At 66.8% G+C, this 18,908-nt stretch carries 30 protein-coding genes and 1 pseudogene; all 31 read right to left on the bottom strand.

What is annotated here, in order from left to right:
• Window positions 1–120: pseudogene (locus tag AB0D93_RS37055) on the bottom strand (DNA-directed RNA polymerase subunit alpha); the annotation flags it as partial.
• A 145-nt stretch (window positions 121–265) separates the two neighbouring features.
• Window positions 266–670, bottom strand: a complete 405-nt coding sequence (rpsK, locus tag AB0D93_RS37060) for a 30S ribosomal protein S11 (RefSeq protein ID WP_003956432.1) — start codon at window positions 668–670, stop codon at window positions 266–268.
• Window positions 671–735: 65 nt separating this feature from the next.
• Complete coding sequence (gene rpsM / locus AB0D93_RS37065) at window positions 736–1,116, bottom strand: 30S ribosomal protein S13 (protein WP_023547369.1); 381 nt, start codon at window positions 1,114–1,116, stop codon at window positions 736–738.
• A gap of 189 nt (window positions 1,117–1,305) precedes the next feature.
• Window positions 1,306–1,419, bottom strand: a complete 114-nt coding sequence (gene rpmJ / locus AB0D93_RS37070) for a 50S ribosomal protein L36 (protein ID WP_003998809.1) — start codon at window positions 1,417–1,419, stop codon at window positions 1,306–1,308.
• Between the two features lie 61 nt (window positions 1,420–1,480).
• Window positions 1,481–1,702 carry a translation initiation factor IF-1 gene (gene infA, locus AB0D93_RS37075; protein WP_003948620.1) on the bottom strand — a complete coding sequence of 74 codons (222 nt, stop codon included), beginning with the start codon at window positions 1,700–1,702 and terminating at the stop codon, window positions 1,481–1,483.
• A 311-nt stretch (window positions 1,703–2,013) separates the two neighbouring features.
• Complete coding sequence (map, locus tag AB0D93_RS37080; protein WP_362129656.1) at window positions 2,014–2,850, bottom strand: type I methionyl aminopeptidase; 837 nt, start codon at window positions 2,848–2,850, stop codon at window positions 2,014–2,016.
• A 101-nt stretch (window positions 2,851–2,951) separates the two neighbouring features.
• On the bottom strand, window positions 2,952–3,614 hold the full coding sequence (locus tag AB0D93_RS37085) for an adenylate kinase (protein WP_362129659.1): 663 nt from the start codon (window positions 3,612–3,614) through the stop codon (window positions 2,952–2,954).
• On the bottom strand, window positions 3,614–4,927 hold the full coding sequence (gene secY, locus AB0D93_RS37090) for a preprotein translocase subunit SecY (RefSeq protein WP_362129662.1): 1,314 nt from the start codon (window positions 4,925–4,927) through the stop codon (window positions 3,614–3,616). The genes AB0D93_RS37085 and secY overlap by 1 nt, the downstream gene beginning before the upstream one ends.
• A gap of 244 nt (window positions 4,928–5,171) precedes the next feature.
• The gene (gene rplO / locus AB0D93_RS37095) at window positions 5,172–5,627 is read right to left on the bottom strand and encodes a 50S ribosomal protein L15 (RefSeq protein ID WP_313742844.1); all 456 of its coding nucleotides are present in this window, start codon (window positions 5,625–5,627) and stop codon (window positions 5,172–5,174) included.
• 2 nt (window positions 5,628–5,629) lie between these two features.
• On the bottom strand, window positions 5,630–5,812 hold the full coding sequence (gene rpmD, locus AB0D93_RS37100; RefSeq protein WP_003998814.1) for a 50S ribosomal protein L30: 183 nt from the start codon (window positions 5,810–5,812) through the stop codon (window positions 5,630–5,632).
• Between the two features lie 2 nt (window positions 5,813–5,814).
• Window positions 5,815–6,420: a 30S ribosomal protein S5 gene (rpsE, locus tag AB0D93_RS37105; RefSeq protein WP_009190144.1), complete on the bottom strand. Its 606-nt coding sequence runs from the start codon at window positions 6,418–6,420 to the stop codon at window positions 5,815–5,817.
• 37 nt (window positions 6,421–6,457) lie between these two features.
• Complete coding sequence (gene rplR, locus AB0D93_RS37110; protein WP_067045323.1) at window positions 6,458–6,841, bottom strand: 50S ribosomal protein L18; 384 nt, start codon at window positions 6,839–6,841, stop codon at window positions 6,458–6,460.
• Window positions 6,842–6,844: 3 nt separating this feature from the next.
• The gene (rplF, locus tag AB0D93_RS37115; RefSeq protein WP_362129668.1) at window positions 6,845–7,384 is read right to left on the bottom strand and encodes a 50S ribosomal protein L6; all 540 of its coding nucleotides are present in this window, start codon (window positions 7,382–7,384) and stop codon (window positions 6,845–6,847) included.
• Window positions 7,385–7,408: 24 nt separating this feature from the next.
• Window positions 7,409–7,807: a 30S ribosomal protein S8 gene (rpsH, locus tag AB0D93_RS37120; RefSeq protein ID WP_007384075.1), complete on the bottom strand. Its 399-nt coding sequence runs from the start codon at window positions 7,805–7,807 to the stop codon at window positions 7,409–7,411.
• Window positions 7,808–8,020: 213 nt separating this feature from the next.
• Window positions 8,021–8,206, bottom strand: a complete 186-nt coding sequence (locus AB0D93_RS37125) for a type Z 30S ribosomal protein S14 (RefSeq protein WP_003948630.1) — start codon at window positions 8,204–8,206, stop codon at window positions 8,021–8,023.
• 5 nt (window positions 8,207–8,211) lie between these two features.
• On the bottom strand, window positions 8,212–8,769 hold the full coding sequence (rplE, locus tag AB0D93_RS37130; RefSeq protein ID WP_019753095.1) for a 50S ribosomal protein L5: 558 nt from the start codon (window positions 8,767–8,769) through the stop codon (window positions 8,212–8,214).
• On the bottom strand, window positions 8,769–9,092 hold the full coding sequence (gene rplX, locus AB0D93_RS37135) for a 50S ribosomal protein L24 (protein WP_361252263.1): 324 nt from the start codon (window positions 9,090–9,092) through the stop codon (window positions 8,769–8,771). Before rplX ends, rplE begins: the two co-directional genes overlap by 1 nt.
• 2 nt (window positions 9,093–9,094) lie before the next feature.
• On the bottom strand, window positions 9,095–9,463 hold the full coding sequence (gene rplN / locus AB0D93_RS37140) for a 50S ribosomal protein L14 (RefSeq protein WP_003998823.1): 369 nt from the start codon (window positions 9,461–9,463) through the stop codon (window positions 9,095–9,097).
• 245 nt (window positions 9,464–9,708) lie between these two features.
• A complete protein-coding gene (rpsQ, locus tag AB0D93_RS37145; RefSeq protein WP_153539280.1) occupies window positions 9,709–9,993 on the bottom strand; it encodes a 30S ribosomal protein S17 in 285 nt (94 codons plus the stop codon).
• Complete coding sequence (gene rpmC / locus AB0D93_RS37150; RefSeq protein ID WP_007494763.1) at window positions 9,993–10,217, bottom strand: 50S ribosomal protein L29; 225 nt, start codon at window positions 10,215–10,217, stop codon at window positions 9,993–9,995. The genes rpsQ and rpmC overlap by 1 nt, the downstream gene beginning before the upstream one ends.
• Complete coding sequence (gene rplP, locus AB0D93_RS37155; RefSeq protein WP_009190136.1) at window positions 10,217–10,636, bottom strand: 50S ribosomal protein L16; 420 nt, start codon at window positions 10,634–10,636, stop codon at window positions 10,217–10,219. The genes rpmC and rplP overlap by 1 nt, the downstream gene beginning before the upstream one ends.
• A gap of 5 nt (window positions 10,637–10,641) precedes the next feature.
• Window positions 10,642–11,463 carry a 30S ribosomal protein S3 gene (rpsC, locus tag AB0D93_RS37160; RefSeq protein WP_014674374.1) on the bottom strand — a complete coding sequence of 274 codons (822 nt, stop codon included), beginning with the start codon at window positions 11,461–11,463 and terminating at the stop codon, window positions 10,642–10,644.
• The gene (gene rplV, locus AB0D93_RS37165; RefSeq protein WP_019329637.1) at window positions 11,463–11,810 is read right to left on the bottom strand and encodes a 50S ribosomal protein L22; all 348 of its coding nucleotides are present in this window, start codon (window positions 11,808–11,810) and stop codon (window positions 11,463–11,465) included. The genes rpsC and rplV overlap by 1 nt, the downstream gene beginning before the upstream one ends.
• A 43-nt stretch (window positions 11,811–11,853) precedes the next feature.
• Complete coding sequence (gene rpsS, locus AB0D93_RS37170) at window positions 11,854–12,135, bottom strand: 30S ribosomal protein S19 (protein ID WP_023547380.1); 282 nt, start codon at window positions 12,133–12,135, stop codon at window positions 11,854–11,856.
• Between the two features lie 12 nt (window positions 12,136–12,147).
• Window positions 12,148–12,984: a 50S ribosomal protein L2 gene (gene rplB / locus AB0D93_RS37175; protein ID WP_153539282.1), complete on the bottom strand. Its 837-nt coding sequence runs from the start codon at window positions 12,982–12,984 to the stop codon at window positions 12,148–12,150.
• Between the two features lie 40 nt (window positions 12,985–13,024).
• A complete protein-coding gene (rplW, locus tag AB0D93_RS37180; RefSeq protein ID WP_362129678.1) occupies window positions 13,025–13,444 on the bottom strand; it encodes a 50S ribosomal protein L23 in 420 nt (139 codons plus the stop codon).
• Window positions 13,444–14,097 carry a 50S ribosomal protein L4 gene (gene rplD / locus AB0D93_RS37185; RefSeq protein WP_030641187.1) on the bottom strand — a complete coding sequence of 218 codons (654 nt, stop codon included), beginning with the start codon at window positions 14,095–14,097 and terminating at the stop codon, window positions 13,444–13,446. Before rplD ends, rplW begins: the two co-directional genes overlap by 1 nt.
• A gap of 8 nt (window positions 14,098–14,105) precedes the next feature.
• Window positions 14,106–14,750: a 50S ribosomal protein L3 gene (gene rplC / locus AB0D93_RS37190; protein WP_014674369.1), complete on the bottom strand. Its 645-nt coding sequence runs from the start codon at window positions 14,748–14,750 to the stop codon at window positions 14,106–14,108.
• A gap of 16 nt (window positions 14,751–14,766) precedes the next feature.
• Window positions 14,767–15,075: a 30S ribosomal protein S10 gene (gene rpsJ / locus AB0D93_RS37195; RefSeq protein ID WP_003948644.1), complete on the bottom strand. Its 309-nt coding sequence runs from the start codon at window positions 15,073–15,075 to the stop codon at window positions 14,767–14,769.
• A 419-nt stretch (window positions 15,076–15,494) separates the two neighbouring features.
• Window positions 15,495–16,595, bottom strand: a complete 1,101-nt coding sequence (locus tag AB0D93_RS37200; protein WP_362129683.1) for a hypothetical protein — start codon at window positions 16,593–16,595, stop codon at window positions 15,495–15,497.
• A gap of 34 nt (window positions 16,596–16,629) precedes the next feature.
• Window positions 16,630–18,864 carry a hypothetical protein gene (locus AB0D93_RS37205; RefSeq protein ID WP_362129686.1) on the bottom strand — a complete coding sequence of 745 codons (2,235 nt, stop codon included), beginning with the start codon at window positions 18,862–18,864 and terminating at the stop codon, window positions 16,630–16,632.
• Window positions 18,865–18,908: the final 44 nt, after the last annotated feature.

The following is an 18,908-nucleotide window of genomic DNA, read 5'->3' on the forward strand; positions in this document are numbered from 1 at the left end:
ACGACGGAGAGAGTTGCCGAGGGTGTAGCCGAAGCCCGGCTCCAGCGGCTCGATCACGAACCGGGAGCGGAACTCGTCGACGACCTCTTCGGTCAACGAGGGACGCTGAGCGATCAGCATGTGTGGATCAGATCCTTCTTTCGTGGACGCCCGCTATTTGACGTCCGACAGAAACCGCACCCGGTGAAAAGTGCGGGTACTGCAAGGGTACGGGCGGCACGACCCCAGGGAGCCGTACCGCCCGGACCAGCGACCGTGAGAAGCGTCAGACGCGACGACGCTTCGGCGGGCGGCAGCCGTTGTGCGGGGTCGGGGTGACGTCCTGGATGGAGCCGACCTCGAGGCCCGTGGCCTGCAGGGAGCGGATCGCGGTCTCACGACCGGAACCCGGGCCCTTCACGAACACGTCGACCTTGCGCATGCCGTGCTCCTGAGCGCGGCGGGCAGCCGACTCGGCGGCCATCTGCGCGGCGAACGGCGTGGACTTCCGGGAGCCCTTGAAGCCGACGTGGCCGGCGGAGGCCCAGGAGATCACGTTGCCCGACGGGTCCGTGATGGAGACGATCGTGTTGTTGAACGTGCTCTTGATGTGCGCGTGGCCGTGAGCGACGTTCTTCTTTTCCTTGCGGCGCACCTTCTTGGCAGCGCCCTGACGTCCCTTGGGGGGCATCTACTAACTCCTACGGGAGGTGGTCGGTCCTACAGCGAAGACCGTGGACAGGTGTCCGCTGCGGACTACTTCTTGCCCGGCTTCTTCTTGCCGGCGATGGCGCGACGCGGGCCCTTGCGGGTACGGGCGTTGGTGCTGGTGCGCTGACCGCGGACGGGCAGACCGCGACGGTGACGGAGACCCTGGTAGCAGCCGATCTCGACCTTGCGGCGGATGTCGGCCTGGATCTCGCGACGGAGGTCACCCTCGGTCTTGATGTTGTTGTCGACGTACTCGCGGATCGCGACCAGCTGCTCTTCGGTCAGGTCACGAACGCGGGTGTTCGGGTCGACGCCGGTCGCAGCCAGCGTCTCCTTCGAGAGGGTCCGGCCGATGCCGAACACGTAGGTGAGGGCGACCTCCACGCGCTTTTCGCGCGGGATGTCAACACCGGAAACGCGTGCCATTCAATGGCTCCTGGTGATCTTCGGAGGTCTTCCGCAGAACCGGCTCCCGGCCGCCGTACGAGGTACGAACCGGGTCCCCGGCCTCCGAACCGGGGGTGTCGAGCTGGATGGCTCGGGTTCTGCGTATGAACATATTCAGCTCGCGTCGCGCGAAACTCTGCGATAGAGGTGCAGAGGGTAGGTCGTGCGTCAGCCCTGGCGCTGCTTGTGGCGCGGGTTCTCGCAGATGACCATGACCCGGCCGTGACGGCGGATCACCCTGCACTTGTCGCAGATCTTCTTGACGCTCGGCTTGACCTTCATGGGATTGAGGTTCTCCGGGTCAGTGCCACCACCCCGCCGTTCAGCGGGATGCGGGCAAGATCTACTTGTACCGGTAGACGATCCGGCCACGCGTCAGGTCGTAAGGAGACAGCTCCACCACGACCCGGTCGTCAGGGAGGATGCGGATGTAGTGCATACGCATCTTGCCGCTGATGTGTGCCAGGACCTGGTGGCCGTTCTGGAGCTCGACCTTGAACATGGCGTTCGGCAGAGACTCGACGACAGTGCCCTCGATCTCGATGGCACCTTGCTTCTTGGCCACGCTTCGCCCTTCGAATCGACTACCTTGATCGGATCCCGTCTCACTCTCAGGCTTGAAGGCATGAGGGCGCACGAGAGCCGACGAGTCAGTCTACGTCGGCCTACCGGGAAAGGCGAATCGAGAGAGTCTGCCCCACGAGGGAGATCACTATGCGAGCGGGTCCGGCGCGGCCGTGATGCCGTACTCCGCCGGCTTCGCCCCTCCGCCGACCCGTCCTCGACGCCGCTCTCGCGGGCTCGGCGCCCAGCGCGCCTCCCAGGCTTCGAGCGGCTGCGCCGGCCTCCGACCGGCGGTCCCGGCCAGGGCCGTGGTCACGCGAGAGGGTCCGGCGCGGCCGTGATGCCGTACTCCGCCAGCTTCGCCTTGCCGCCGTCGGGGGCGGTGAGGACCAGGGGCCCCTCCGCCGTCAGGGCCACCGAGTGCTCCCAGTGCGAGGACCAGGTGCCGTCCGTCGTGATGACCGTCCAGTCGTCCGACAGGACCTCGGTGCGCGGGGTGCCGAGGGAGACCATCGGCTCGATCGCCAGGCAGAAGCCGGGCACCAGCTTGGGGCCCTTGCCGCGGCGGCGGTCGACGTAGTTCAGCAGGTGCGGGTCCATGTGCATCTCGGTGCCGATGCCGTGGCCGCCGTAGTCCTCGATGATCCCGTACTTGCCGCCGCCCGGCTTCGGCTGGCGGCGGATGTACGTCTCGATCGCGCGGGAGACGTCGACCAGCCGGTTGCCCTGCTTCATGGCGGCGATGCCGGCCCACATCGACTCCTCCGTCACCCGGGAGAGCTCGATCAGCTCCGGGGCGTGACCGGAGCCCACGAAGGCCGTGTAGGCGGCGTCACCGTGCCAGCCGTCGACGATCGCGCCGCAGTCGATGGAGATGATGTCGCCGTCCTTCAGGACGACGTCGTCGGAGGGGATGCCGTGGACGACGACGTCGTTCACGGAGGTGCAGATGGTCGCGGGAAACCCGCCGTAGCCCAGGAAGTTCGACTTGGCGCCGTGCTCGGCCAGCACCTTGCGGGCGACCTCGTCCAGGTCCTTGGTGGAGGCTCCGGGCACCGCGGCGTCGCGGGTGGCCGCGTGAATGGCGGCTACGACCAGGCCCGCCGCACGCATCTTCGCGATCTGCTCGGGGGACTTGATCTGCACCATGGGGGCCTGCGCTCTCCGTCACTCACGTCGGCTGGGGTATCTGTACAACAGTACGGCCGCGGCGCCCCGGGGAGGGCACCGCGGCCGCAGGAGCCGGGATCCTAGCTCTCGGCCTTCTCGCGCTTGAGGGCCTCGAGGGCCCGCTGCGTGATCTCGTCCACGGGGCCCAGGGCGGAGATCGTCACGACCAGGCCCTGCGCCTTGTAGTAGTCGATGATCGGCTCGGTCTGCGTGTGGTAGACCTCGAGCCGCTTGCGGACGGTGTCCTCGGAGTCGTCGTCGCGCTGGTACAGCTCACCGCCGCAGACGTCGCACACGCCCTCCTTCTTCGGCGGGCTGTACGTCACGTGGAAGACGTGCGACGACTCGTTGCGGCAGATCCGCCGGCCGGCGATCCGCTTGACGACCTCGTCCTCCGGGACCTCCAGGTCCAGGACGGCGTCCAGCTTGATGTCCTCGGTCTCCAGGAGCTCGTCCAGCGCCTCGGCCTGCGACACGTTGCGCGGGAAGCCGTCCAGCAGGAAGCCCTTCTCGGCGTCCGGCTTCTCCATGCGGTCCTTGGCCATGGCGATGGTGACCTCGTCCGGGACGAGGTTGCCGGCGTCCATGTAGGACTTCGCGAGCTTGCCCAGCTCGGTCTGCTGGCTGATGTTGGCCCGGAACAGGTCGCCCGTGGAGATGTGCGGGATCGACAGCTTCTCGGCGAGGCGGACGGCTTGCGTTCCCTTACCGGCACCCGGCGGCCCGACGAGGACGATACGCATCAGCGGAGGAACCCTTCGTAATTGCGCTGCTGGAGCTGGCTCTCGATTTGCTTCACCGTCTCGAGACCGACACCCACGATGATCAGGATGCTGGTACCGCCGAACGGGAAGTTCTGGCTTGCCCCGAAGCCCACCAACGCCATTGTCGGCACGAGAGCGATCAGACCCAGATACAGCGAACCCGGCCAGGTGATCCGGTTGAGCACGTAGCTGAGGTACTCAGCGGTCGGTCGGCCAGCCCGGATGCCCGGGATGAAGCCACCATACTTCTTCATGTTGTCGGCGACTTCCTCGGGGTTGAAGGAGATCGCCACGTAGAAGAACGCGAAGAAGACGATGAGCAAAAAGTACGCCGTGATGTAAATCGGGTGGTCGCCCTTGGTCAGGTTCTGCTGGATCCAGTCCTTCCAGCCCGACCTGCCTCCCGCGAACTGCGCCACGAGCGCCGGGATGTAGAGCAGCGAGGAGGCGAAGATGACGGGAATCACACCCGCCTGGTTCACCTTGAGCGGGATGTAGGTGGACGTACCACCGTAGGAACGACGGCCGATCATGCGCTTCGCGTACTGCACCGGGATGCGGCGCTGGGCCTGCTCGACGAAGACGACGAGCCCGACCATGACCAGGCCCACCAGGATGACCGTGCCGAACTCGATCCAGCCGCCGGCCAGGGTGCCCTGCTTCTTGATGGCCCACAGCGCGGACGGGAAGGTCGCGGCGATCGAGATGAACATCAGGATCGACATGCCGTTGCCGATGCCGCGGTCGGTGATCAGCTCACCGAGCCACATCACGACGGCCGTACCGGCGGTCATGCAGACGACCATCGTGATCGTCGTGAAGATCGCCTGGTCCGGGACGATGCTCGTGGCGACCGAGCAGCCGTTGAAGAGCGCGCCGCTGCGCGCCGTGGCGACCAGGCCGGTGCCCTGGAGGATGGCGAGGGCGACGGTCAGGTACCGGGTGTACTGCGTGATCTTCGCCGTACCCGCCTGGCCCTCCTTCTTCAGGGCCTCCAGGCGCGGGATGACCACGGTCAGCAGCTGAAGGATGATGCTGGCCGTGATGTACGGCATGATGCCGAGCGCGAAGACCGTGATCTGCAGCAGCGCACCGCCGCTGAACATGTTCACGAGACCGAACAGGCCCTGGTTGCCCTGTGCCTCGGTCACACACTGCTGGACGGCCTTGTAGTTGACGCCGGGGATCGGAATGTGGGTACCGACCCGGTAGACCACGATGATGGCCAGCGTGAAGAGCAGCTTCTTGCGCAGGTCGGGCGTCTTGAACGCCCGGGCGAACGCGGTGAGCACGGTGCCTCCTGCGACCCCCGCGCAACTGCGTCAAGGGTGACGGTCTTGAGGTTCGACGGATACAGACGAATTACTAACGGTCAACTGCCGCTCAGGGTGCCCCATGGGAAGCACCCGATGAAAGTAGGCAGTGCTGGCCACCTTACCGGCGAGAGCACCGCTCCTGGAACGACCAACCGGGGATACCCCTTTTGTGGAGTATCCCCGGTCGGGATCGTTCACGTCATCGAGGGACCTGAGGAACTCAGACCAGCTCGGTGACCGTACCGCCGGCGGCGGTGATCTTCTCCTTGGCGGAGCCGGAGACGGCGTCGACCGTCACCTGCAGCGCCACGGTGACCTCGCCCTGGCCGAGGACCTTGACGAGCGCGTTCTTGCGAACGGCGCCCTTGGCCACCAGACCCTCGACGGTGACCTCGCCACCCTCGGGGTAGAGCGCGGCCAGCTTGTCGAGGTTCACGACCTGGTACTCGGTCTTGAACGGGTTCTTGAAGCCCTTCAGCTTCGGGAGGCGCATGTGCAGCGGCATCTGGCCACCCTCGAAGCGCTCCGGAACCTGGTAGCGGGCCTTGGTGCCCTTGGTACCACGACCGGCCGTCTTACCCTTCGACGCCTCACCACGACCCACACGGGTCTTGGCGGTCTTGGCGCCCGGGGCGGGACGGAGGTTGTGGATCTTCAGCGGGTTCTGCTCCGCCATGATCAGTCGACCTCCTCGACCGTCACGAGGTGGCGGACGGTGTGCACCATGCCGCGGAACTCGGGGCGGTCCTCCTTGACGACCACGGTGTTGATCCCCTTGAGACCAAGCGACCGCAGGGTGTCACGGTGGTTCTGCTTGCTGCCGATGTAGGACTTGACCTGCGTGATCTTGAGCTGCGCCATGATTACGCACCCGCCCCGGCACGCGCACGGAGGAGAGCCGCGGGAGCGACGTCCTCGAGCGGCAGACCACGGCGGGCCGCGATCTCCTCGGGACGCTGCAGGCCCTTCAGGGCCTCCACGGTCGCGTGCACGATGTTGATCGCGTTGTCGGAGCCGAGCGACTTCGACAGCACGTCGTGGATACCGGCGCACTCGAGCACGGCGCGCACCGGGCCACCGGCGATAACACCGGTACCGGGGGACGCGGGCTTGAGCAGCACGACGCCGGCAGCCTTCTCACCCTGGATCGGGTGCGGGATGGTGCCCTGGATCCGGGGGACCTTGAAGAAGTGCTTCTTGGCCTCCTCAACGCCCTTGGCGATGGCGGCCGGCACCTCCTTGGCCTTGCCGTATCCGACACCCACGGTGCCGTCACCGTCGCCCACCACGACCAGCGCGGTGAAGCTGAAGCGACGACCACCCTTCACAACCTTGGCGACGCGGTTGATCGCGACGACGCGCTCAACGTACGCGGTCTTCTCGGCGGCAGCAGCGCCGCCGTCACGGCCCTTCCGGTCCCGCCGCTCGCCGCCACCGGCACCGCCACCGCGGCGCTGGGGTCCAGCCATTGGATTTACCTCTCTCTTTTCCGCTAGCTACGGCGGCTCAGAACCTGAGCCCGGCCTCGCGGGCGGCGTCCGCCAGGGCGGCGATGCGCCCGGCGTACTGGTTGCCACCACGGTCGAACACGACGGCCTCGACACCGGCGGCCTTGGCACGCTCGGCGACCAGGGCGCCGACCTGCTTGGCCTGCGCGGACTTGTCGCCCTCGCCACCGCGGATCGAGCTGTCCAGAGTGGACGCCGACGCCAGGGTGTGGCCCTTCAGGTCGTCGATCACCTGCGCCACGATGTGGCGGTTGGAGCGGGTCACGACCAGACGGGGACGCTCCGCCGTACCGGAAAGGTTCTTGCGGATCCGGATGTGACGGCGCTTGATCGCGGCGCGCTTGTAGGCGTCGCCCTTGAGGATCTTCTGCCCGTATGCCATGGCTTACTTACCCGCCTTTCCGACCTTGCGGCGGATGACTTCGCCCTCGTACTTGACGCCCTTGGCCTTGTACGGGTCGGGCTTGCGCAGCTTGCGGATGTTGGCCGCAACCTCGCCGACCTTCTGCTTGTCGATGCCCTCGACCGAGAAACGGGTCGGGGTCTCCACCTTGAAGGAGATGCCCTCGGGGGCCTCGACGACGATCGGGTGGCTGTAACCGAGAGCGAACTCCAGGTTCGAACCCTTGGCGGTCACTCGGTAACCGACACCGCTGATCTCGAGCTTCTTCACGTAACCCTGGGTCACGCCGGTGATCATGTTCGCCACCAGCGTGCGGGAGAGGCCGTGCAGGGCCTTGCTCTGACGCTCGTCGTTCGGGCGGGTCACCTGCAGGGTGCCGTCCTCGCCCTTAGCGATGTCGATCGGAGCCGCGACGGTGTGGGTCAGCGAGCCCTTGGGGCCCTTGACCGAGACCGTACGGCCGTCGATGGTGACGTCCACGCCGGCGGGAACCGCGATGGGGAGCTTGCCGATGCGCGACATAGCTGTTTCCTCCGTTCCCTTCTGCTACCAGACGTAGGCGAGGACTTCCCCACCCACGCCCTTCTTGCCGGCCTGCTTGTCGGTGAGGAGCCCGTGCGACGTGGAGATGATCGCCACGCCGAGGCCGCCGAGCACCTTCGGCAGGTTGGTGGACTTCGCGTACACCCGGAGACCGGGCTTGGAGATCCGCTTGATGCCCGCGATGGAGCGCTCACGGTTCGGGCCGAACTTCAGCTCGAGAACGAGGTTCTTGCCGACCTCGGCGTCCTCGACCTTCCAGCCCGTGATGAAGCCCTCCTGCTGGAGGATCTCCGCGATGTGCGACTTGATCTTGGACGCCGGCATCGTCACGGAGTCGTGGTACGCCGAGTTCGCGTTCCGCAGACGCGTCAGCATGTCTGCGATCGGATCAGTCATGGTCATGAATTGGCCTTCGGCCTCTCTCGCCGGGGTTTCCTGGTGCGCCATCCCTCTCCCCGATCCGAGACGGGACGGGTGCGGCGCGGTGGACCTACGGCGTAGTAAGTCGTACGGGCTGCCGTCAGGCGCCCAACCCTCCAAGCCTAAGCCATGAAGGGCAGGGCACCTGACACGCCCATTGCTTACCGAGAGCTTCAGGAATCCCTAAAAGGGGGATTACCAGGAGCTCTTGGTCACGCCCGGCAGCTCGCCACGGTGAGCCATCTCACGAAGGCACACGCGGCACAGGCCGAACTTGCGGTACACGGAGTGCGGACGGCCGCAGCGCTGGCAGCGGGTGTAGCCACGCACACCGAACTTGGGCTTGCGAGCAGCCTTAGCGATCAGAGCCTTCTTCGCCATCTCGCTCACGCCTCCTTGAACGGGAAGCCGAGGTGACGAAGGAGCGCGCGGCCCTCAGCGTCGTTGGTCGCCGTGGTGACCACGGTGATGTCCATACCCCGGACGCGGTCGATCTTGTCCTGGTCGATCTCGTGGAACATGACCTGCTCCGTGAGACCGAAGGTGTAGTTGCCACGGCCGTCGAACTGCTTGGGGGACAGGCCGCGGAAGTCGCGGATGCGCGGCAGCGCGAGCGACAGGGTGCGGTCCAGGAACTCCCACATGCGGTCGCCACGGAGCGTGACGTGGGCACCGATCGGCTGGCCCTCACGCAGCTTGAACTGCGCGATGGACTTGCGGGCCTTGGTGACGGCCGGCTTCTGACCGGTGATGGTGGTCAGGTCGCGGATCGCGCCCTCGATCAGCTTCGAGTCACGGGCGGCGTCGCCGACACCCATGTTGACCACGATCTTGACGAGGCCGGGAACCTGCATGACGTTCTCGTACTTGAACTCGTCACGCAGCTTGCCCGCGATCTCCTCGCGGTACTTCTGCTTCAGACGCGGAGTGGTGGTGGTAGCCATCAGATGTCCTCACCCGTCCGCTTGGCAACGCGGATCTTGTTGCCCTCTTCGTCGAAGCGGTAGCCGACACGCGTGACGACCTTCTGACCGTCCTTCTCCACGACCAGCTGAACGTTGGACACGTGGATCGGGGCCTCGGTGGTCACGATGCCGCCGGCCTGGGAACCGCGAGCGGTCGGGCCGGCCTTGGTGTGCTTCTTGACCCGGTTGACACCCTCGACCAGGACGCGGTCCTCGCGGGGGTAGGCCGCGATGACCTTGCCCTGCTTGCCCTTGTCCTTGCCGGTGATGACCTGGACCAGGTCGCCCTTCTTGATCTTCATGCTTACAGCACCTCCGGCGCGAGCGAGATGATCTTCATGAACTTCTTCTCGCGCAGCTCACGGCCGACCGGGCCGAAGATGCGGGTGCCGCGAGGGTCGCCGTCGTTCTTCAGAATGACGGCGGCGTTCTCGTCGAAGCGGATGTACGAGCCGTCCGGACGGCGGCGCTCCTTGACGGTGCGAACGATGACCGCCTTGACGACGTCACCCTTCTTCACGTTGCCACCGGGGATCGCGTCCTTGACGGTGGCGACGATGACGTCACCGATGCCCGCGTAGCGGCGACCGGAGCCACCGAGCACACGGATGCAAAGGATCTCCTTCGCACCAGTGTTGTCGGCGACACGCAGTCGCGACTCCTGCTGGATCACGTCTATCTCCTGTTTGTCTGCCGGTTCCCTCCGGGGGTTGGACCGGAGAGCCTGGCGGAACTGTCCTGCGAGGGGTGCCACGCAGGAATTGCTTGCCTATCGGAAGAGCCGCGTCGAACGACTCACGCTTTCACGTGTGCGTCTTCGCAGCTCAGCCGGTCCCCGGCGGGTGGGCGCGCAAGTGGTTCACGCGCCCACCCGCCGAGTAGGCGGAACTTGTCCTCGGGGTCGGAGCCCCGCAGGGACTACTTGGCCTTCTCGAGGATCTCGACGACGCGCCAACGCTTCGTCGCGGACAGCGGCCGGGTCTCCATGAGGAGGACGCGGTCGCCGACACCCGCGGCGTTCTGCTCGTCGTGCGCCTTGAGCTTGTTGGTACGGCGGATGACCTTGCCGTACAGCGCGTGCTTGACGCGGTCCTCGACGGCGACGACGACGGTCTTGTCCATCTTGTCGCTGACGACGAGGCCCTCACGGGTCTTGCGGAAACCGCGCGCCTCAGTGTTCTCAGTCACGTTCTTCTCGCTCATCAGGCGTTCTCCACCGTCTCGATGCCGAGCTCACGCTCACGCATGAGGGTGTAGATCCGGGCGATGTCCTTGCGGACCGCCTTGAGACGGCCGTGGTTCTCGAGCTGACCCGTCGCCGCCTGGAAGCGGAGGTTGAACAGCTCTTCCTTGGCCTCGCGGAGCTTCGCCAGAAGCTCCTCGTTGCCCAGCTCGCGCAGCTCGGACGCCTTGGTACCGGCCGACATCACGCTTCACCTGCCTCGCGCTTGACGATCCGGCACTTCATCGGCAGCTTGTGGGCCGCACGGGTCAGCGCCTCACGGGCGATCTTCTCGTTGGGGTACGACAGCTCGAACATCACACGTCCGGGCTTCACGTTCGCGATCCACCACTCCGGAGAACCCTTACCGGAACCCATGCGGGTCTCGGCAGGCTTCTTGGTGAGGGGACGGTCCGGGTAGATGTTGATCCAGACCTTGCCGCCACGCTTGATGTGACGGGTCATCGCGATACGAGCCGCCTCGATCTGGCGGTTCGTCACGTAGGCCGGGGTCAGCGCCTGGATGCCGTACTCGCCGAACGCAACCTGCGTTCCACCCTTGGACATACCGTTGCGCTTCGGGTGGTGCTGCTTGCGGTGCTTGACCCTACGGGGGATCAGCATGACGGTCAGGCCTCCGTTCCGGTGCTCTCAGCCGGAGCGGCGGCGGGAGCCTCGGCCTTGGGGGCCTCGGCGCCGGCAGCCTGCTGCGGCTTGCGACCGCGCCGCTCGCCACCGCGGCCACCACGGGCCGGGCGGTCGGCGCCACCGCGGGCCGGGCGGTTACCCGCACGGGCGGCAGCGTTCTCGGCGCGGACCTCGGCGATGTTCTTCACGTCGCCCTTGTAGATCCAGACCTTCACACCGATGCGGCCGAAGGTCGTCTTGGCCTCGAAGAAGCCGTAGTCCACGTTCGCGCGGAGCGTGTGCAGGGGCACGCGGCCCTCGCGGTAGAACTCCGAGCGGGACATCTCGGCGCCGCCGAGGCGGCCACCGCACTGGATCTTGATGCCCTTGGCGCCGGCCTTCATGGCGGACTGCATGCTCTTGCGCATGGCCCGACGGAAGGAGACGCGGGAGGAGAGCTGCTCGGCGACGGCCTGGGCAACCAGCTGAGCGTCGGTCTCGGGGTTCTTGACCTCGAGGATGTTCAGCTGGACCTGCTTGCCCGTGAGCTTCTCGAGGTCACCGCGGATGCGGTCGGCCTCGGCGCCACGGCGGCCGATGACGATGCCCGGACGAGCGGTGTGGATGTCCACACGCACGCGGTCACGGGTGCGCTCGATCTCAACCTTCGAGATGCCGGCGCGCTCCATGCCGGACGTCATCATCCGACGGATGGCGACGTCTTCCTTGACGTAGTCCTTGTACAGCTTGTCGGCGTACCAACGCGACTTGAAGTCGGTCGTGACACCGAGCCGGAACCCGTGCGGGTTTACCTTCTGGCCCATTACCGGGTTCCTTCCTTGCTGCTGACGACCACGGTGATGTGGCTGGTCCGCTTGCGGATCCGGTAGGCACGGCCCTGGGCACGCGGACGGAACCGCTTCAGGGTCGGACCCTCGTCGACGTACGCCTCGGAGATGTAGAGGCTGTCGGCGTCGGTGTGGTCGTAGTTGTGCGCGGCGTTGGCGATGGCGCTGTCGAGCACCTTGCCGACCGGCACGGAGGCTGCCTGCGGAGCGAATCGCAGAACAGCCTGGGCCTCCGTGGCGTCCATGCCACGGATGAGGTCCACCACGCGGCGGGCCTTCATGGGCGTGACGCGGATGTACCGCGCCTGGGCCCTGGCTTCCATGGTTGTCCCTTCAGTTACTTACGTGTCTGAATGCGATCCGCTACTAGCGGCGCTTCGACTTCCGGTCTTCCTTGACGTGGCCCCGGAAGGTGCGCGTCGGCGAGAACTCGCCGAGCTTGTGGCCGACCATCGACTCGGTGACGAACACCGGGATGTGGGTCTTGCCGTTGTGCACCGCGAGCGTGTGGCCCAGCATGGCCGGGACGATCATGGAGCGACGGGACCAGGTCTTGATGACGTTCTTGGTGCCGGCTTCGTTCTGGGCGTCCACCTTCTTGATCAGGTGGTCGTCGACGAAGGGCCCCTTCTTCAGGCTACGAGGCATCTCAACCCGTCCTTAGCGCTTCTTGTTCGTCTTGCGGCGGCGGACGATGTACTTGTTCGACGCCTTCTTGGGCGAACGAGTACGGCCTTCCTTCTTGCCCCACGGGGACACAGGGTGGCGACCACCGGAGGTCCGGCCCTCACCACCACCGTGCGGGTGGTCAACCGGGTTCATCACGACACCACGGACGGTCGGGCGAACGCCCAGCCACCGCTTACGGCCGGCCTTACCCCAGTTGATGTTGCTCTGCTCGGCGTTGCCGACCTCACCGACGGTGGCGCGGCAGCGGACGTCGACGAGACGGATCTCGCCGGACGGCATGCGGAGGTGGGCCATCGAGCCCTCCTTCGCGAGCAGCTGCACGGAGGCACCGGCGGAGCGGGCGAACTTGGCACCGCCACCGGGACGGAGCTCGATCGCGTGGATCGTGGTACCGACCGGGATGTTGCGGAGGGCCAGGTTGTTGCCCGGCTTGATGTCGGCCCCGGGACCGTTCTCCACGGTGTCGCCCTGCTGCAGGTTGCGCGGGGCGAGGATGTAGCGCTTCTCGCCGTCCGCGTAGTGCAGCAGCGCGATGCGCGCGGTGCGGTTGGGGTCGTACTCGATGTGCGCGACCTTCGCCGGCACGCCGTCCTTGTCGTGACGACGGAAGTCGATCACTCGGTAGGCGCGCTTGTGTCCGCCACCCTGGTGGCGAACGGTCACACGACCGGCGTTGTTACGGCCGCCCTTGCTGTGCAGGGGACGGACCAGCGACTTCTCCGGCGTGGACCGCGTGACCTCGACGAAGTCGGCGACGCTGGCGCCACGACGGCCCGGCGTAGTCGGCTTGTACTTGCGGATTCCCATTTCTCAGTCCTCGTCCGATATCGGACGATCCGGACCGCCCTTAGGCGGTCGGACCGCCGAAGATGTCGATACGGTCGCCCTCGGCGAGGGTCACGATCGCGCGCTTGGTGCCCGCGCGCTGGCCGAAGCCGGTGCGGGTCCGCTTGCGCTTGCCCTGGCGGTTGATCGTGTTGACCCCGGTGACCTTGACCGAGAAGACCGCCTGGACGGCCTGCTTGATCTGGGTCTTGTTGGCGTTCGGGTCGACGATGAACGTGTACTTGTTCTCGTCGAGGAGCGCGTAGCTCTTCTCGGAGACGACCGGCTTCAGCAGGACGTCACGGGGGTCCGTGTACGACTTGCTCAGCGGGGTCTCGACGGTGTTCTTGCCCTCGGCGGCGTGACGGCGCGCCTTGGCGACGCGCGCGGCCTTGGCGGCCTTGGCGGCCTTCGAGGCGATAGCGGGGTGACGGATGGCCATCAGACCTCGCTCCCTTCGGTGTCGTTGGCCTTCGGGCCGGCGACGAAGGACTCGAAAGCGGCCTGGGTGAAGACCACGTCGTCCGAGACGAGAACGTCGTACGTGTTCAGCTGGCCCGGCTCCAGGATGTGGACCTGGGGCAGGTTGCGGGCGGACAGCCACGCGGCCTCGTCGGCGCGGTCGACGACCAGGAGCAGGTTCTTGCGCTCCGAGATCTTGCCGAACAGCGACTTGGCGGCCTTGGTGCTGGGGGTCTCGCCCTCGACCACGCCGGAGACGACGTGGATGCGGTTGTGACGCGCCCGGTCGGTGAGGGCACCGCGCAGGGCGGCGGCCTTCATCTTCTTCGGGGTGCGCTGCGAGTAGTCGCGCGGCACGGGACCGTGCACGACGCCACCACCGGCGAACTGCGGCGCGCGGGTCGAACCCTGACGGGCGCGACCGGTGCCCTTCTGGCGGTAAGGCTTCTTGCCACCACCACGGACCTCGCCACGGGTCTTCGTCTTGTGCGTGCCCTGACGGGCAGCGGCCAGCTGCGCGACGACGACCTGGTGGATCAGCGGAACGCTGACCTTGGCGTCGAAGATCTCCGCGGGGAGCTCGACGGAACCGGCCTTGTCGCCCGCCGGCGAAAGGATGTCAACAGTGCTCATCGGTTACCTCAGGCCCCCTTGGCCGCGGTGCGGACCAGGACGAGGCCGCCGTTCGGACCGGGAACCGCGCCCTTGATGAGCAGCAGACCCTTCTCCGCGTCAACGGCGTGGACGGTCAGGTTCTGGGTGGTGACCCGCTCGTTGCCCATGCGACCCGCCATGCGGAGGCCCTTGAACACGCGGCCCGGGGTGGCGCAGCCACCGATGGAACCGGGCGAGCGGTGCTTGCGCTGGGTGCCGTGTCCGGCGCCGAGGCCACGGAAGTTGTGGCGCTTCATGACACCGGCGAAGCCCTTGCCCTTGCTCTTGCCGGTCACGTCGACCTTCACGCCGGCCTCGAACACCTCAGCGGTGATCTCCTGGCCCAGCGTGTACTCGGAGGCGTCCGCGGTGCGGATCTCGACGAGGTGACGACGGGGGGTGACGTCGGCCTTGGCGAAGTGACCCTTGAGGGGCTTGTTCACCTTGCGCGGGTCGATCTCGCCGAAGGCGATCTGAACGGACTCGTAGCCGTCCACGTCATTCGTACGGACCTGGGTGACGACGTTCGGGCCGGCCTTGACGACGGTGACCGGAACAACACGGTTGTTCTCGTCCCACACCTGCGTCATGCCGAGCTTCTCGCCCAGGATGCCCTTGATCTGCTTAGCCATTCTCAGCCCACCAGCCTCAGAGCTTGATCTCGATGTCGACACCGGCCGGCAGGTCGAGTCGCATCAGAGAGTCAACGGTCTTGGGGGTCGGGTCGAGAATGTCGATCAGGCGCTTGTGCGTGCGCATCTCGAAGTGCTCGCGCGAGTCCTTGTACTTGTGCGGCGACTTGATGACGCAGTACACGTTCTTCTCAGTGGGCAGCGGCACCGGGCCCGCGACCGACGCACCAGTGCGGGTCACCGTCTCGACGATCTTCTTCGCCGAGGAGTCGATGACCTCGTGGTCGTAGGCCTTGAGCCGGATGCGGATCTTCTGTCCCGCCATGGCTACTCAGTAGTCCTGTCTCTCTACAGCTCTGGAACCAGGTGTTCCCCCGACATTCGCCGACCCACGCGGTCGGGCGTGTCGCACTCCCGCTGACACAGATGTCCCTTGTTCGAACATCCCTTGCCGTGGGAAAGAGGTTCACCGGGCGCCTGGCCAGTGCCGCACCACACTTCCCGGAAGATTCCCGTACGTCCGCCCCAGTGCTGCCATCAGGCAGTTAGGGCGACGAGTACTGTGGGACTCGCTTCCGGTCCTCCCGGCGGGAGGCGCGCAGCATCAACACTCGACCGAGCAACTCGGACAGTCTGCCATATGGGGCGGGGACGACGCCAATCGGGCCGGAGAGAATACCCCGGGGGTGACGTAGGTCAAACCGGGGGCGTGGGCCTCCCCGGGGGTGCCCCGCCGGACCGGCTTCACGACCGGCCGGTCATCCGTACACCGGCGCAGCCGCGCTGCTTCGCCTCGTGGCCGGCGAAGGCCTGCAGGGCGTCGCGGGCGAACGAGGCGGAGTAGTGCGGGACCGGGTAGGTGTCGGTGTCCCCGTCGTGCAGGTGGTACAGCACGAACACCGCCTGCTGCGCCGACCGCGGGCACGTCGCGGTGGCCCAGGCGTAGTCACGGTCGCCGTGCTTGGGTCCGTAGCCCGCCTTGAGCTGATCGCCCTCGCTGGTCAGGAAGTCCTTGGCGGCGGCGCCGTAATAGGCGTAGAGGCCGTAGCCGGGCTTCTTCGCCTTCGTGACCAGGTAGCAGTTGGTCTGCGGGGCGTCCGGGTCCGCCGGGTACTCCATGACGTCGGGCGTGCCGTTGCGTGCCGCGTCCGTTCCACGCAGCGCGGCGCACGATCCCTGAGCCTGCGACAGCGGCTTCGCCGTGCCGGGCGCACCCAGCCGGGCGGTGGACAGCCCGGTGAGCCGCTCGCCGGCCTTCACCTGGCAGCCGTGCCGCTCGGCCGCCTTCGCGGCGGTCTCGGTGGTCACCCGGCCGAGACCGGTCAGGGTCGTGCCGTTCGACGTGCCGAGCAGGTCACCGTAGGCGACCAGGGCCCTGCCCTTCTGGTTGACGCAGTCCAGCGCCGCCATGACCTGGTACGTCCCGCCCGCGTACCTGACGACACCGGACCAGCCGTGGCCGAGGGGCGCCGCCTGCTCCCGCACTCCGTCGTAGTCCGCGTTGTACCAGGTGAGCGCGGCGGAAGGGGCCTTCGCAGTGCTCCACCGCAGCTTCAGTTCCAGGGAACTGCCCTGCGGCCCGGATTCCCGGTTGCGGACACGGCAGGCGGCCAGGTAGTCACTGTCGCCCTCGCCGTCGGCGCTCAGGTGTGACGAGTGCAGCGCCGCGCTGAGGCCGTCCTGGGCCAGGGAGCCGTCGCACGCGCGGTCCAGTGAGCCTTCATCGCCCGCGGAACCGAAGGTCCCGGTGCCGTAGAGCACGGCTCCCACCAGAGCCAGAACCAGCAGGACGGCCCCTGCGTACCAGCCGGCGTGTACGCGTCGGAACCCGGATTTCGTCTGCATCGTGCTCATTCCGTCGGAGGGCGTCGCGCGCCGGTCAGCGGTCGGCGCGCAGCGTGCTCAGGGTCCGGTCACGTCCGTGCGCGTAGTCGTCCTGACCGGCATGGACGTAGTACTTCGTCCAGTCGCTGTCGACGGCGTGACCACGGCTGTCCGCCCACGACCTGACCAGCTTCTCGACGTCGTGCTGGCCGGCGTCGTAGGTCTTGGCGTTCTGCTCGGTCGCGGCGAGGTTCGCCTCTGCCACGTGCTCCTTGTTCGACTCGTACGCCCACACGTCGAGCGTCCTCTGGCTGAGGTCCCCCACGGGGCTGAGGTCCTTGACGGGATTGAACATCAGCGCCGTGCTGAGGGACGTGCCGAGGCCGTGGTTGAAGTCGGCGGCCCACTGCGTCTTCTTGAACCGCTCGTCGTAGATGATGTCCGACCGGATGCCGTCATAGGCGCCCATGGCACGCGACGACTCCACGATGCGGTCCCGGATCGTCTTGTCGCCGGCGTCCGGCGGGATCGTGTCCAGGACATGGTGCGAGTACTGCTGCTCGGCCCCGTAGAGGTGCCCGAAGGCCTCCGGGTCGTTGGCGATGCCGCGCATGACGGCGGCGAGTCGCTGGTGCCCCACGGCCATGTGCGCGCCGTCCTTGTCGCTCCAGACGGAACCCGGGCTGTCCCAGTCGATGTCGTACTTCGACGACGACTCCGCGTAGGTCTCGTGGGTGTCGGCCGTGTACGACGTCATGATGTGGGCCAGCGGCTGGACGAGGTTCGTCGGCAGGTTCTGGGCGTGCTTGTCGGTGTACAGCGTGTTGATCGTCTGCTGGAGGATGCGGGCCTGCGGCTCACTGTGCTCGCCGATCGGGTGGTACCCGCCGGGGGCCTGGCCGGTCGTCGCGGCTTCCAGGGCCGCGCCGAAGCCCTTGCGTACGTCGCCGTCCTCCCCCATGACGGGGATGCCGACCGTCGTACCGCCGGGCGGGGTCGCGAAGTGGTCCACGACCGTGTTCCAGTCCCGGCCGTGGAGCAGGTACTGCAGGTTGTCGTTGTGGGCCGGGTCCAGGTAGTCGGTGCTCGTCTTCGGGTCGTGCGACATGATGCCGAGCACACCGTCGAGCGGGTCGTTGGCGAACCAGCCCCGGTCCTTGCCGCTGAACTTGTCCCGCAGGCCCCAGATGGACTCGCTCGGGTTGTCCCCCTTGGGTACGTACGACTCCTCCGCGTGCCGGATGTCGTCGGCGGTGTCCTCCAGGAACTGCCCGTTGTAGCCGTGCCCCTGCTGCATCAGGGTGACGAGGCTCTGGTAGCCGCGGACCTTCTCGTCCGGGATGGGGCTGAGGCCGTCGACCTTGAACTGCTCGGTTCCGGCCTTCTGCATGTCCGAGCGGAACTTCTTGTAGAAGGACGACTGCGGGTCCTGGGTCGCGGTCGCCAGCGTGTCGGCGAGGCCCTTCTGGATGTCCAGGTACTGCCCGCTGTGCTGCTTGTCGTCGTGGTAGGCGAGGCCGTCGAGGCTGTTGGAGAGCTGCAGCGTGCCCTTGGCGCCCAGTTCGTCCAGCAGGGTCTGGCTGAACGCCCTGTCGCCGGAGTTGTCGTGGAAGAGGCGCTGCAGCTCCTTGTAGTCGGCCGCCGAGGCCTTACCGGAGTTGACGCGCTGCGCGATGTCCTTGCCCTCGTCGGCCTCGTACTTCTCGATGTCGCCCTGGGCCTTGCCGTTGAAGTCGGGGGCCTTGCCGAGGCCCGTTTCGGGACCCTTCACGACGGCGGTGAAGGCGACCTCGACCCCCTTGTCGGCGTCCGCCACGTCCTTCACGCACTGGTCGATGCGCGCCTGCCAGGAGGCGACCGACGTGCGGATGCTCTCCTGGTAGTCGGGGTCGTGGGCGAGCGCCTGACGGTCCCCCTGGCTGAGCTTTCCGGTGTCGTACGAGACCACGCCCTGGTCCGACACCTTCATGCCCTTGGCGATCGCGTCGTCCCGCGCCGACTCCAGCTTCTTGCGCAGGTCCACGAACTGGGTGTGCGCATCGCGCAGGAGGGAGGCGATGGCCTTGGCCTCGGTCTGGGCGTTCTGGAACTCCGTGAGCCGGATTCCGAAGCGGGCGTTGGCGGCCTGCTGGCTCTCACCGGCCCAGGTCGGGCGCAGGGTGATGCCGTGTACGTCCCGCCGGTAGGCGGTCTCCTGCTTGCCGAGCTCCGTCGCCATGCCGGCCCAACGCGTGGCGGCCGTGGTGAGCGTGGACAGGTCTGTCGTCAGTATCTCGTGGTACGTCGGCATGGGGTCCCCGTTGAATGCAGTGGCGTACGAGTGGGCTCTGCTGT

It is taken from the genome of Streptomyces sp. NPDC048191 (genome assembly GCF_040652655.1).
Lineage (GTDB): Bacteria > Actinomycetota > Actinomycetes > Streptomycetales > Streptomycetaceae > Streptomyces.

Coding starts and splice junctions, on each gene's coding strand:
- rpsJ (WP_003948644.1), bottom strand. CDS start 15,075: ATGGCGGGACAGAAGATCCGCATCCGGCTCAAGGCCTACGACCACGAG.
- rpsM (WP_023547369.1), bottom strand. CDS start 1,116: ATGGCACGCGTTTCCGGTGTTGACATCCCGCGCGAAAAGCGCGTGGAG.
- rplE (WP_019753095.1), bottom strand. CDS start 8,769: ATGGCTACCACCACCACTCCGCGTCTGAAGCAGAAGTACCGCGAGGAG.
- rplD (WP_030641187.1), bottom strand. CDS start 14,097: ATGAGCACTGTTGACATCCTTTCGCCGGCGGGCGACAAGGCCGGTTCC.
- rpsH (WP_007384075.1), bottom strand. CDS start 7,807: ATGACCATGACTGATCCGATCGCAGACATGCTGACGCGTCTGCGGAAC.
- rpsS (WP_023547380.1), bottom strand. CDS start 12,135: ATGCCTCGTAGCCTGAAGAAGGGGCCCTTCGTCGACGACCACCTGATC.
- AB0D93_RS37205 (WP_362129686.1), bottom strand. CDS start 18,864: ATGCCGACGTACCACGAGATACTGACGACAGACCTGTCCACGCTCACC.
- AB0D93_RS37125 (WP_003948630.1), bottom strand. CDS start 8,206: ATGGCGAAGAAGGCTCTGATCGCTAAGGCTGCTCGCAAGCCCAAGTTC.
- rplV (WP_019329637.1), bottom strand. CDS start 11,810: ATGGAAGCCAGGGCCCAGGCGCGGTACATCCGCGTCACGCCCATGAAG.
- rpmD (WP_003998814.1), bottom strand. CDS start 5,812: ATGGCGCAGCTCAAGATCACGCAGGTCAAGTCCTACATCGGCAGCAAG.
- rplX (WP_361252263.1), bottom strand. CDS start 9,092: ATGAAGATCAAGAAGGGCGACCTGGTCCAGGTCATCACCGGCAAGGAC.
- rplP (WP_009190136.1), bottom strand. CDS start 10,636: ATGCTGATCCCCCGTAGGGTCAAGCACCGCAAGCAGCACCACCCGAAG.
- map (WP_362129656.1), bottom strand. CDS start 2,850: ATGGTGCAGATCAAGTCCCCCGAGCAGATCGCGAAGATGCGTGCGGCG.
- rplW (WP_362129678.1), bottom strand. CDS start 13,444: ATGGCCATCCGTCACCCCGCTATCGCCTCGAAGGCCGCCAAGGCCGCC.
- rpmJ (WP_003998809.1), bottom strand. CDS start 1,419: ATGAAGGTCAAGCCGAGCGTCAAGAAGATCTGCGACAAGTGCAGGGTG.
- rpsC (WP_014674374.1), bottom strand. CDS start 11,463: ATGGGCCAGAAGGTAAACCCGCACGGGTTCCGGCTCGGTGTCACGACC.
- rplB (WP_153539282.1), bottom strand. CDS start 12,984: ATGGGAATCCGCAAGTACAAGCCGACTACGCCGGGCCGTCGTGGCGCC.
- rpsQ (WP_153539280.1), bottom strand. CDS start 9,993: ATGAGCGAGAAGAACGTGACTGAGAACACTGAGGCGCGCGGTTTCCGC.
- rplR (WP_067045323.1), bottom strand. CDS start 6,841: ATGGCATACGGGCAGAAGATCCTCAAGGGCGACGCCTACAAGCGCGCC.
- rpsE (WP_009190144.1), bottom strand. CDS start 6,420: ATGGCTGGACCCCAGCGCCGCGGTGGCGGTGCCGGTGGCGGCGAGCGG.
- rpmC (WP_007494763.1), bottom strand. CDS start 10,217: ATGTCGGCCGGTACCAAGGCGTCCGAGCTGCGCGAGCTGGGCAACGAG.
- AB0D93_RS37200 (WP_362129683.1), bottom strand. CDS start 16,595: ATGCAGACGAAATCCGGGTTCCGACGCGTACACGCCGGCTGGTACGCA.
- AB0D93_RS37085 (WP_362129659.1), bottom strand. CDS start 3,614: ATGCGTATCGTCCTCGTCGGGCCGCCGGGTGCCGGTAAGGGAACGCAA.
- rpsK (WP_003956432.1), bottom strand. CDS start 670: ATGCCCCCCAAGGGACGTCAGGGCGCTGCCAAGAAGGTGCGCCGCAAG.
- rplC (WP_014674369.1), bottom strand. CDS start 14,750: ATGGCTAAGCAGATCAAGGGCATCCTGGGCGAGAAGCTCGGCATGACG.
- rplO (WP_313742844.1), bottom strand. CDS start 5,627: ATGGCGGAGCAGAACCCGCTGAAGATCCACAACCTCCGTCCCGCCCCG.
- rplF (WP_362129668.1), bottom strand. CDS start 7,384: ATGTCGCGCATCGGCAAGCTCCCCATCGCGGTTCCCGCCGGCGTGGAC.